Origin of the sequence: Mesorhizobium sp. B3-1-8, assembly GCF_006439495.1 — a bacterium.
Classification (GTDB): Bacteria; Pseudomonadota; Alphaproteobacteria; order Rhizobiales; family Rhizobiaceae; genus Mesorhizobium.
In genome coordinates, this window is record NZ_VFTK01000052.1 from 24,523 (window position 1) to 34,935 (window position 10,413).

A 10,413-nucleotide genomic window follows, 5' to 3' on the forward strand; every position below is an offset into this window, starting at 1 on the left:
GCCATAGCTTTATCCATAAAATCAGGAAGTTTTTGATCAACAATCCTGAAAATCAGGACAATCTCATGCGCCGCGTCACTTTCGACCTCGACGTCCTCAGGACGTTCGTCACCGGCATGGAGCTGGGCAGCTTCGCCAAGGCGGCCGAGCGGCTGGGACGCTCGACGTCCGCGGTCAGCGCGCAATTGAAAAAGCTCGAAGAACAGGCGGACACGCCGGTTTTCCGCAAGGCGGGGCGCGGCCTGGCGCTCACCGAAGCCGGCGAGACGATGCTTGGCTATGCGCGGCGGCTGATCGAGCTCAACGACGAGGCGGCCTCCGCCATCCGAGACATCGAACTGGAAGGCTGGGTGCGGCTCGGCCTGCAGGAGGATTTCGGCGAGGCCGTGCTGCCGGACGTGCTCGGCCGCTTCGCCCGCGCCCATCCCAAGGTCCGCATCGAAGCGCGGATCGGGCGCAGCCACGACCTGGCCGAGCGCGTCCTGTCAGGCAATCTCGACATCGCGCTCGCCTGGCATGACGGCATGACGCTGCCCTACAGCCGCCATGTCGCCGACGTGCAGGCGCGCTGGATCGGTCCGGCAAAGCCGATCGAGGCCGGTCCGCGCAAGGGTGAGCCGCTGCCGCTGGTGGTGTTCGAGGCGCCGTGCCTCTTGCGCACCGTGGCGACCGAAACGCTCGACCGCGCGGGCATGCCCTGGCGCATGGCCTTCTCGAGCCCCAGTCTCGGCGGCATCTGGGCGGCGGTGGCGGCAGGCCTCGGCCTGACGATCCGCACCGATATCGGCCTGCCGGCCAATGTCAGGGCAATTGCGCCGGGGATTCTGGGACTTCCCGTCCTGCCGACGATGGCGCTGCATCTGCACCAGAAGGACGCCGAGCTCGATCCGGTGGCGGCGCGGCTGGCCGAGATATTGCTGCAGGCGGCGATGGAGACGTTGCCTGAGGGAGCGCGAACCCGCGATGGGTTGCGAGAGGTCGCTTAGCTTTTTCGGACAGGTAGTGCTGCGGATCGAAGTACCCGGCGTCGCGTTCCGTCACACCCCCCTCTGTCCTGCCGGACATCTCCCCCGCAAGGGGGGAGATCAGACGTCACGCAGACTTTCGCTACTCTCCCACGTTGCAGGATCGGCGGCGCGCCGAAGCTGCCAATCTCCCCCCTTGCGGGGGAGATGCCCGGCAGGGCAGAGGGGGGTGCTGTCCCGCCAGCATTGTGAGGATTTTACCCGCGACGGAGAATAGACCTCACCGCTTCTTCGCCCTGCCGGCAAACGGATTGTCCGACGTGCGCAACGCCATGCGGATCGGCACGCCCGGCATGTCGAAGGCCTCGCGCAGGCTGTTGGTCAGATAGCGGACGTAGGATTGCGGCATCGCGTCCGGCCGCGAGCAGGAGACGACGAAGCCCGGCGGGCGGGTCTTGGCCTGGGTGACATATTTGATCTTCAGGCGGCGGCCGGCGACGGCGGGCGGCGGATGATGGGCGAGGATGCCTTCCAGCCAGCGGTTGAGCTTGCCGGTCGAGACGCGGCTGTTCCACACCTTATGCGTCTTGATGACGCTTTCTATCAGCTTGTCGAGGCCGCGCCCGGTCTCGGCCGAGACCGTCACCGCCTGGATGCCGCGCACCTGCGGCAAGAGCCGCTCGGTCTTCTCGCGCAGCTCGGCCAGCAATTCCTGCGGGTTGTCGATCAGGTCCCATTTGTTGAAGGCGATCACCGGCGCCCTGCCCTCGCGGGTGATCAGGTCCGCGATCTGCAGGTCCTGCTTCTCGAAGGGAATCGTGGCGTCGAGGACGATGATGACGATCTCGGCAAAACGGATGGCGCGCAGGCCGTCCTGCACCGAGAGCACTTCCAGCTTTTCATGGATCCTGGACTTGCGGCGCATGCCGGCGGTGTCGAACAGCTTTATGCGGCGGCCGCGCCAGTCCCAGTCGACCGAGATCGAATCCCGCGTGATGCCGGCTTCCGGACCGGTCAACAGCCGCTCCTCGCCGATCAGCGCGTTGATCAGCGTCGACTTGCCGGCGTTCGGGCGGCCGACGACGGCGATGCGCAGCGGCTTGGTGTCGTCATAGGATGCTTCAGCGTCCGGGTCGGCGATGTCCTCGCCGATCAGCACTTCGCTCGCGGCGATCTCGTCGCTGCCGTCTTCGTCGTCGTCGCCGAAGGCGCGCTCCTCGCCAAGCGCCGCAATCACCGCGTCGCGCAGATCGGGCATGCCCTGGCCGTGCTCGGCCGAAACCGCGATCGGCTCGCCGAGGCCGAGTTCCCAGGCCTCCAGCATGCCCCCTTGAGCGCCGCGCGCCTCGGCCTTGTTGGCGACGAGCACGACCGGCTTGCCCGATTTGCGCACGACGTCGGCGAAGGTGCGGTCGTCGGGCAGCAGGCCGGACTTGGCATCGATGGTGAAGAAGATGAGGTCGGCTTCGCGGATGGCGATCTCGGTCTGCTGACGCATGCGGCCGGGCAGCGTCGATGCGGCGGCATCCTCGAAGCCGGCGGTATCGATGACGTCGAAGTGAAGGTCGTAGAGCTTGGCGGCGTGGACGCGGCGGTCGCGCGTGACGCCCGGCGTGTCGTCGACAAGCGCCAGCTTCTTTCCGACCAGCCGATTGAAAAGAGTCGATTTGCCGACGTTAGGCCGGCCGATGATGGCGACTTTGAAGCCCATCCAGGATCACGACGCGTTGCCCGACCCGCGGATCAGCTCGGACATCAGCTGCGCCCGCTGGCGCACATTGCGCGGGGCGGCTTCATCCGAAGAGATCTGGTCGAACAGTTTGAGTGCGTCCGCCGACTTGCCATCCTTCCAGGCGGCAAGGCCGAGCGCCTCGCGCGCCGAGTGGCGCAGCGGATTGGTGTCGGCGGTGAGCGCCTCGATGCGGCTGGAGACATCGGCGTAGGAACCATGGTCGACGAGCAGCAGCGCCGCCCTCAGCCGCGCGATGTCGCGAATGCCGGCCGGAATGGCGTTGTCGGCGGCGACCTCGTCGAAATCCTTGACCGCGCCGTCGACGTCGCCCTTGTCGGCCTTGACGGTCGCGGCGCGCATGCGGGCGAGCAGCGGATAGGCGCCGTAGCCGTCCTTCTCCAGCTGGTCGAGCGCAGCGATCGCCTCGTCGTTTTTGCCGTCATTGGCGAGCTTGAGGGCCGCCGAGAAGGCGTCGCCGGAGCGGTTGGCGCGGGTTTCGTCCCAGTAACGGTAACCGACGACAGCGGCGGTGCCGAGCACGATGAGGATGGCAAGGCCGAGAATGGCCGGGCCAAAACGGTCCCATAGCTTCTGCGCCTGCTCGCGACGCATCTCTTCGTTGACTTCGCGGATAAAACTGTCGTCCGACATCAATCAAAACCATTGCTGCCCCGGAAGGGGGCGCCTCTTGAGCCCGCGTTTTAGCGAAATTTTGTCGGCATGGAAGGGGGCGGACCGGAAAATCGGCTTGGAATGCCGGGCGCCCACAGCCCTTGCCTGAACGCAACCGCGCCACATTTGCGCGATAGCCGGCTTCCGATCAGCCGGAGACGTCCCGCCAGAGGTTGCCAATGCTTCGTTCGTACCGCGTCCTTGCATTCAGTCTCGCCTCGCTCGCCTCAGCCAATGCGGCCTTCGCCGATCCGCCGAAATCGCCAATCGTTTCGCCTGCCAGACCCAAGCAGGTGGTGCTGATCTCGTTCGATGCCGCCCGCGAGATCTCGCAGTGGCAACGCAGCCGTGCGCTGGCAAAGCGCACGGGCGCGCATTTCACCTATTTCCTGTCCTGCGTGTTCCTGCTCTCGCCACAAACGCGGCAGGACTATGCCGGCCCCGGCAAGGCAGCCGGCAAATCCAATGTCGGCTTCGGCGCCTCGAAACAGGACGTGGCCGACCGGCTGGAGCAGGTCCGGCTGGCCGCGGCCGAGGGTCACGACATCGGTAGCCATGCCTGCGGCCATTTCGACGGCAAGGCGTGGAGCAAGGCGGACTGGCTGGCCGAATTCGCCTCCGTCCGGCGCATTTTCGAGAACGCCTATGCGATCAACGGCATCCAGGAGCCGGCCGACTGGCACGATTTCGCGCATCATGCGCTGGTCGGGTTCCGCGCGCCCTATCTCTCGACCGGCAAGGCGCTTTACGAAGCCCTGCCCGAGGCCGGCTTCCAATATGACGCCAGCGGTGTCTCCAAAGGCCCGACCGTCCCGCCGACCCTGAATGGGACAACCCGCTTTGCCCTGCCGCTCATCCCGGAGGGACCGAAGGCGAAGCCGGTGATCGCCATGGATTACAATCTTTATGTCCGCCACTCGGACGGCACCGAGAAGCCGGCCATGGCGGACGCATTCACCGACCGCGCCTACCAGGCGTTCCACGCCGCTTTCGAGGCTCAGTACAACGGCAAGCGCCTGCCGCTGGAGCTCGGCTTCCACTTCACGCTGATGAACGACGGCGCCTACTGGAACGCGCTGGAGCGCTTTGCCGGCGAGGTCTGCGTGATGCAGCAAGTCGAGTGCATCAGTTTCCGCGACTATGTCGCGCGCCGGCGCGCCGGCTAGGCACGGGCGACCGCGGGCGGCTGAGCCGCCCGCCGGATCGCTTATCTTTACGCTCTCCTGGGTTGTTCCAGATCAGGCCGGGTCCTCAGCGCCCTGCCGAGCCAGATAGCGCCGGTCGATGTCCGGAAGCGGCTCGCCCTGGAGCGTCGCCTCGAAGGCGCGCAGGCGCTTGTGGACCGACTGCAGTTCGACGATGGTCGACCAGGAATTCAGCAGGAACTGGAGCGAATTCGTCACCTTGCCGAAGGCATTCGAAATCTGGTTGAGCGCGCCGAAGGTGATCTTATGGGCGACCAGCGATGGGCCGAGGATCAGCAGCGAGAAGATGTTGTCCGCCTGCAGGTACGTGTACCGGACGACGTTGAAATAGATGTAGTGGAAATAGAGCCTGAAGTAGTTGCGGCGCACATTGGTGAACAGCTCCGCCGTCGTCGCCGGCTGCGCCCGATCGGGATGATCCTCGCCGTAGACAAGTTCCTTGCGGTAAGCCGCCTCGACGCGCTGATTGCGGAACTGGAGGCCCGGCAGCTTGATGCCTGCGAGCATCACCGAGGCCGTGCCGAACAGGCACCAGCCCAGAGCCGCAACGACCAGAGGCTGCGGCACCGCGCCGATGATCGGCAGCTCGGTGATGTGCGCCTGAAGCTGGATCATCACCGGCAGGAAGGCGATCAGGGTCATGATCGACTGGACGAAGCTGGAGCCCAGGTCCTCCATGATCTGCGAGAAACGCATCGTGTCTTCCTGGATACGCTGCGAGGCGCCCTCGATATGGCGCAGCCGGCTCCAGTTGGCCACGAAGTAATTGTTCATCGCGGTTCGCCAGCGGAAGATCCAATGGCTGACGATGAAGGCGTTGATCACCTGCACGTTCATGCCGACCAGCGCCAGCCAGGAGAAGTCGGCCAATCCCTTGTAGAATTCGGTGTCGGTCGAGGCTGTCGTTCCCGACATCAGGCCCTGAACGTAGTCGAAGAAAGGACCATACCAGTTGTTGACCGCGACGGAGACCTGCACGTTGAAATAGATGAAGAACAGGATGACGGCGGTCATCAGGATCGACCAGTTCTGCCACGGATGCGGCGCATACCAGCTCCAGAACGCATAGAAGACCGCCACGCAGGCCGCGAAGTAGATGTAGAACCACAGGAAGGGCTTCGACCACAGCACCGCGATACCGATGATGGGCGGCGCGCCGGCCGCAGCGGGAGGGAAGCCTAAGACGGCTCCCAGTTGCTCGCCGCCGAAAAACCAGAACAGAATCGCCGCAAGGCTCCAGACGGCGGCCGAGGTGAAGAAGAGCTTCGGCTGCGGGAAAAAAGATACGAACACTGTGGCGGGTTTCCTCGGTCTGACCGCAAATCAGCGGCGTTGCTGTTCGGCGGGCATAAGGTCACACATTAGGGGGAAAGAAAATGCCCGTGCCCGATGCCCGGCATCGAACAAGGCCGCAAATCATGGCGATTTTGGCGCAGCCGACCAGGCAATGACGCCGGAGAGCAGCAAGGCCGTCGCCGCCATGATCGAGGCAAGCACGTAATTGCCCGATGCCTGAGCAAGCAGGCCGGCGGCGATCGGGCCGACGATCTGGCCAAGGCCGAAGGCTGCCGTCATCACCGCGAAGATGCGGCGCGGCGCCCGCGGCGCGAGCTGCCTGCCCATCTGTATGCCCAGCGCCGTGAGGGCGATGAAGGTGCCGCCGAGCAGGACGCCGGCAATCAACGGTCCGGCTGCGCCCCTGACGACGACGCTGGCGGTGACGCCGACCACCTCGACCAGGCAGCTCGCGGCATAAGCGGCATAGAGCCCTATCCGGCCGGCGAGCTTCTGCCACGCCCAAGTCGAGGGAAGGCCAGCCAGGCCGGCGACCATCCAGACGGTGGCCTCGAAGACGCGCCCGCCGCCGCCCTGACGGACGATGGCGACCAGGAAGGTGGCCGTCACCACATAGCCGAAGCCGAACAACCCATAGGCGACGATCATCTTCACCAGGGACCCGTCCTTGGGCAGCGCCGGCTCGCGCCCGTCGGCGACATTGGCCGGCGTGGTCGAGCCGGCGAGCAGCATGACGACGAGCAGCCCAACCGCCGAAAGCGCTCCGGACCAGAGCCAGCCGGCGGCCCAGCCCGCGTGTTCGGAGACGAGGATCGCCAGCAGCGCCGAGGACGCGGCAATGCCGAGACCGACGCCACCGAAGTGCAGCGCCTGCAAATCGCCGCGGCCGGCCTCAGCCAGATGGCTGAAGACGATCGAGGCCATGAACACCATGACGAAGGCGCTGGCGAGGCCCGCGAGGAAGCGGATGACGAGGAATGCGGCCATGGTCTCATTGAGCCCCATGAGGGCCGCGAGCACGGCGCTGGCGGCAAGGCCGGCGAACATCAGCATGCGCTCTCGGCCATGCGCCCAGCCGCCGGCCGCGGCGAGCGCGCCGATGAGGTAGCCGAGATAATTGGCGGATGCGATCCAACCGGCATCGGCCGGCGTCAGGTGCAGTTCTTCCATCATGCCGGGCAGGATGGGCGTGTAGACGAAGCGGCCGATGCCCATGGCAACCGCAAGGGCGACCATGCCGGCGATGGCGAGACGCAAGGACGAGGCGGCGTTCATTGCAGCGCACAATAGGCAAGCAAACAGGCGAGACAATGAGCTTGCGTTAGGCCAGCGCGCTGTCTCTTGCCATCGCGTTGTCTCTTGTCGAATGACTGTCAGCGGCAACCCACTGGCGCCGTTTCATGAGGCGTGCGGCGGGCCGTCAACCGGAACGGCATGTCGCCAAGCTCGCGCTCCGACATGGTGTCGAGCACCGGATGCGACAGCGGATCGGTGATCCAGCGGGTCATCTCATCGTCATCGTCATCGCGCGGCCTCGCCTCGGCGCCGGAAAGCCCTTTCAGCAAGGATAAAATCTTCATGGGACCACCTCCTGGCTCAAGGCTATTCCTGTTAAATTCCGCCCTTTCCTGTCGGGTTCAATTGAGATTCCGATCCATCTACTTTAGAAAAACTGAATGGCTATGCTCAATCGCGTCCATCTCAACGGCCTGCGTGCCGTGGAAACCGTCGCTCGGCTGGGATCGCTGGCGGGAGCGGCCGCCGAACTGAATGTCTCGGTCAGCGCCGTCAGCCAGCAGGTCAAGCGCACCGAAAAGCAGCTGGGGCAGGCGCTGTTCGAACGGACGTCGGGCGGGCTCGTGCCGACCGAATTCGGCGCCGCCTTCACGGCGCGGCTCAGCGCCGGCTTCCGCGAGATCGCGCAAGCGGTGGCGCTGGCCGACGAGGCCAACGAATGCACGCTGGTCGTCTCGGTGGCGCCGGCCTTCGCCTCGAAATGGCTGCTGCCCCGGCTATCGAGGCATTTCTCCCGACACCCGAACGTGCTTTTGCGCATCGACGCCTCGGCCAGGGTCGCCGATCTCGACCGCTCGGACATCGATATCGCCATCCGGCTTGGCGATGGCAAATGGCCGGGCGACCGCGCCGAGCTTCTGCTTGCCCAGGAAGTGTTTCCGGTCTGCGCGCCATCGATTGCGGCCAGGCTGAAGTCGATCGGCGATCTGGCGCAGACCTGCGCCATCACCGACGAACGGGCGATGTTCAGCTGGGACGGCTGGTTCGAGGCGGCCGGCGTCGAGCCGGTCACCTTCCAGAAGGGAGCGCGTTTCACCGATCCGATGCTGTGCCTGGAATCGGCGATCGCCGGCCACGGCGTGATGCTCGCCTGGCAATTGCTCACCGCCGACGCGTTGGCCGACGGCCGGCTGGTCGCGCCCTTCGGTGTGCGGGCCGAGAGCGGGCTGGGTTACTGGCTGGTAACCTCAGCCGCAAAAAGCGAAAGCCGCAAGGTGCGCGACTTCAAGGCCTGGATCCGCGAGGAGATCGAGGCGACCATGGCGCAGTTCCGGGCGCTGGACAGCGCCGCCTGAAATCAGGCCCAGTCGATCGCGGTGGAAAGGCCAACCGCAGCGGTCTATGTAGGAACCGGAACCCCAACAAACGGCAGGCAGGACCCATGACCACACATTCGCGCGGCGTTTCAGCAACCATCGACCCGGTGAAGCTCGACAGGCTGGCGGAAGTCGCCATCAAGGTCGGGCTGCAGCTGCAGCCCGGACAGGATCTGGTGCTGACCTCGTCGATCGCGGCGCTGCCGCTGACCCGCCGCATCGTCGAGCACGCCTACAAGGCCGGCGCCGGGCTGGTGACGCCGATCTTCAACGACGACGAGATCACGCTGGCGCGTTTCCGCTACGGCGCCGACGCCGGCTTCGACCGCGCCGCAGGCTGGTTGTATGAAGGCATGGCGAAGGCCTTCTCGAACAATGCGGCGCGGCTCGCCGTGCGCGGCGAAGATCCGTCGCTGCTCTCGTCGCAGGATCCGGCCAAGGTGGCGCGCGCCAACAAGGCGAACTCGATGGCCTACCAGCCGGCGCTGGAAAAAATCACCGGCTTCGACATCAACTGGAACATCGTCGCCTATCCCGACCTTGCCTGGGCAAAACAGGTTTTTCCGGGCGAGGCCGACGACGTCGCGGTGGTGAAGCTCGCCGACGCCATCTTCTCGGCCTCGCGGGTCGACGTCGAGGACCCGATCGGCAACTGGAAGGCACACAACGCCGCCTTGGCCGAGCGCACGAAATGGCTGAACGGACATAATTTCCACGCGCTGCATTTCACCGGTCCAGGCACCGATCTGACCGTCGGGCTGGCGGACGGCCATGAATGGATGGGCGGCGCCTCGACGGCGAAGAACGGCGTCACCTGCAACCCGAACATCCCGACCGAGGAAGTCTTCACCACGCCGCATGCAAGGCGCGTCGAGGGCCATGTCTCCTCGACCAAGCCGCTCTCCTATCAGGGCACGCTGATCGACGAGATTTCCGTGCGCTTCGAGGGCGGGCGGATCGTCGAGGCCAAGGCCTCGAAGGGCGAGGACGTCTTGAAGAAGGTGCTCGACACCGACGAGGGCGCGCGCCGCCTCGGCGAAGTGGCGCTGGTGCCGCATTCCTCGCCGATCTCGAAGAGCGGGCTGTTGTTCTTCAACACGCTGTTCGACGAAAACGCCGCCTGCCACATCGCGCTCGGACAGTGCTATTCGAAGTGCTTCGTCGACGGCGCTTCGCTCAGCCAGGACGAGATCGCCGAGCGCGGCGGCAACAAGAGTTTCATCCACATCGACTGGATGATCGGCTCCGACAAGATCGACATTGACGGCGTCGCCAAGGACGGCGGCCGCGTGCCGGTGATGCGCAAGGGCGAGTGGGCGTAAGAGGTCTGCCAGCGGAGATTTCATGGCCTTCGACATAGCAGTGAAGCGCGTCTACGAGCCGCCGGCGAAAGCCGACGGCCAGCGGGTGCTCGTCGACCGTATCTGGCCACGCGGCGTCAGCAAGAAGGACGCCGAACTGACGCTGTGGCTGAAGGACATCGCGCCGAGCGACGCGCTGCGCAAATGGTTCGGGCACGAGCCGGAGCGCTGGGCAGAGTTCCAGAAGCGGTATCGGGCCGAGCTCGACGCGAATGGCGACGCGGTGGCAGAGCTGCGTGCGCTACTCGGCAGGGGCAAGGTGACGCTGCTCTACGGCGCGCATGACGAGGCACATAACAACGCGGTGGCGCTGGCGGGATATTTGGAAGCCCAAGCGTAATTTAATTTTTGGAAGCCAAGCATAATTTAATTATTGAGACGTCGAGTTCCTTCGCCCCCCTCTCTGTCCTGCCGGACATCTCCCCCTCAAAGGCAGGGCTATCGCATATGAGTGATCGCATTGATGAGATAGTCGTCGTTCCAGGCGCATTTCTTGATGCGATGGCTGATGGGGACTTTGGCAGCATCGGCGGCCTGAAGGATGTTTCTAGCGAGGCGATTGAGAAGGGC

The 10,413-nt window shown here is 65.0% G+C and carries 10 protein-coding genes; 5 read left to right on the plus strand and 5 right to left on the minus strand.

All coding sequences use genetic code 11. The features are described from left to right. Nucleotides 1–65: 65 nt before the first annotated feature. Nucleotides 66–986: a LysR substrate-binding domain-containing protein gene (locus FJ424_RS30905; RefSeq protein ID WP_140659472.1), complete on the plus strand. Its 921-nt coding sequence runs from the start codon at nucleotides 66–68 to the stop codon at nucleotides 984–986. Nucleotides 987–1,245: 259 nt separating this feature from the next. Here the strand turns inward: FJ424_RS30905 and der are convergent, their stop codons facing one another. Both der and FJ424_RS30915 read right to left on the minus strand, forming a co-directional pair. Beyond that, nucleotides 1,246–2,676: a ribosome biogenesis GTPase Der gene (gene der / locus FJ424_RS30910; protein ID WP_140659473.1), complete on the minus strand. Its 1,431-nt coding sequence runs from the start codon at nucleotides 2,674–2,676 to the stop codon at nucleotides 1,246–1,248. 6 nt (nucleotides 2,677–2,682) lie between these two features. Beyond that, a complete protein-coding gene (locus FJ424_RS30915) occupies nucleotides 2,683–3,348 on the minus strand; it encodes a tetratricopeptide repeat protein (protein WP_140645070.1) in 666 nt (221 codons plus the stop codon). Between the two features lie 200 nt (nucleotides 3,349–3,548). Between FJ424_RS30915 and FJ424_RS30920 the strand changes: the two genes are divergently transcribed. Then, nucleotides 3,549–4,535 carry a polysaccharide deacetylase family protein gene (locus FJ424_RS30920; RefSeq protein ID WP_140659474.1) on the plus strand — a complete coding sequence of 329 codons (987 nt, stop codon included), beginning with the start codon at nucleotides 3,549–3,551 and terminating at the stop codon, nucleotides 4,533–4,535. A 72-nt stretch (nucleotides 4,536–4,607) separates the two neighbouring features. On the opposite strand, the gene sbmA is transcribed toward FJ424_RS30920, so the two are convergent. From sbmA to FJ424_RS30935, 3 genes are all read right to left on the minus strand, one after another. After that, nucleotides 4,608–5,867 (minus strand): peptide antibiotic transporter SbmA, encoded by a 1,260-nt coding sequence (sbmA, locus tag FJ424_RS30925; protein WP_140645072.1) that lies wholly within the window; start codon nucleotides 5,865–5,867, stop codon nucleotides 4,608–4,610. A gap of 123 nt (nucleotides 5,868–5,990) precedes the next feature. Beyond that, entirely contained in the window at nucleotides 5,991–7,145 is a 1,155-nt protein-coding gene (locus tag FJ424_RS30930) for a YbfB/YjiJ family MFS transporter (RefSeq protein ID WP_140659475.1), read from the minus strand. A gap of 98 nt (nucleotides 7,146–7,243) precedes the next feature. Continuing rightward, nucleotides 7,244–7,450 carry a hypothetical protein gene (locus tag FJ424_RS30935; RefSeq protein ID WP_140659476.1) on the minus strand — a complete coding sequence of 69 codons (207 nt, stop codon included), beginning with the start codon at nucleotides 7,448–7,450 and terminating at the stop codon, nucleotides 7,244–7,246. 96 nt (nucleotides 7,451–7,546) lie between these two features. Between FJ424_RS30935 and FJ424_RS30940 the strand changes: the two genes are divergently transcribed. From FJ424_RS30940 to FJ424_RS30950, 3 genes are all read left to right on the plus strand, one after another. Beyond that, entirely contained in the window at nucleotides 7,547–8,461 is a 915-nt protein-coding gene (locus FJ424_RS30940) for a LysR substrate-binding domain-containing protein (protein ID WP_140659477.1), read from the plus strand. Nucleotides 8,462–8,547: 86 nt separating this feature from the next. Next, the gene (locus FJ424_RS30945) at nucleotides 8,548–9,804 is read left to right on the plus strand and encodes an aminopeptidase (RefSeq protein WP_140659478.1); all 1,257 of its coding nucleotides are present in this window, start codon (nucleotides 8,548–8,550) and stop codon (nucleotides 9,802–9,804) included. A 22-nt stretch (nucleotides 9,805–9,826) separates the two neighbouring features. Next, nucleotides 9,827–10,183, plus strand: a complete 357-nt coding sequence (locus tag FJ424_RS30950) for a DUF488 domain-containing protein (protein ID WP_140659479.1) — start codon at nucleotides 9,827–9,829, stop codon at nucleotides 10,181–10,183. Nucleotides 10,184–10,413 lie beyond the last annotated feature (230 nt).

Bases quoted from the DNA above. Each gene is read 5' to 3' on its own strand.
- FJ424_RS30945 (WP_140659478.1), top strand. From the start codon at position 8,548: ATGACCACACATTCGCGCGGCGTTTCAGCAACCATCGACCCGGTGAAG.
- FJ424_RS30935 (WP_140659476.1), bottom strand. From the start codon at position 7,450: ATGAAGATTTTATCCTTGCTGAAAGGGCTTTCCGGCGCCGAGGCGAGG.
- FJ424_RS30915 (WP_140645070.1), bottom strand. From the start codon at position 3,348: ATGTCGGACGACAGTTTTATCCGCGAAGTCAACGAAGAGATGCGTCGC.
- FJ424_RS30940 (WP_140659477.1), top strand. From the start codon at position 7,547: ATGGCTATGCTCAATCGCGTCCATCTCAACGGCCTGCGTGCCGTGGAA.
- der (WP_140659473.1), bottom strand. From the start codon at position 2,676: ATGGGCTTCAAAGTCGCCATCATCGGCCGGCCTAACGTCGGCAAATCG.
- FJ424_RS30950 (WP_140659479.1), top strand. From the start codon at position 9,827: ATGGCCTTCGACATAGCAGTGAAGCGCGTCTACGAGCCGCCGGCGAAA.
- FJ424_RS30930 (WP_140659475.1), bottom strand. From the start codon at position 7,145: ATGAACGCCGCCTCGTCCTTGCGTCTCGCCATCGCCGGCATGGTCGCC.
- FJ424_RS30920 (WP_140659474.1), top strand. From the start codon at position 3,549: ATGCTTCGTTCGTACCGCGTCCTTGCATTCAGTCTCGCCTCGCTCGCC.
- FJ424_RS30905 (WP_140659472.1), top strand. From the start codon at position 66: ATGCGCCGCGTCACTTTCGACCTCGACGTCCTCAGGACGTTCGTCACC.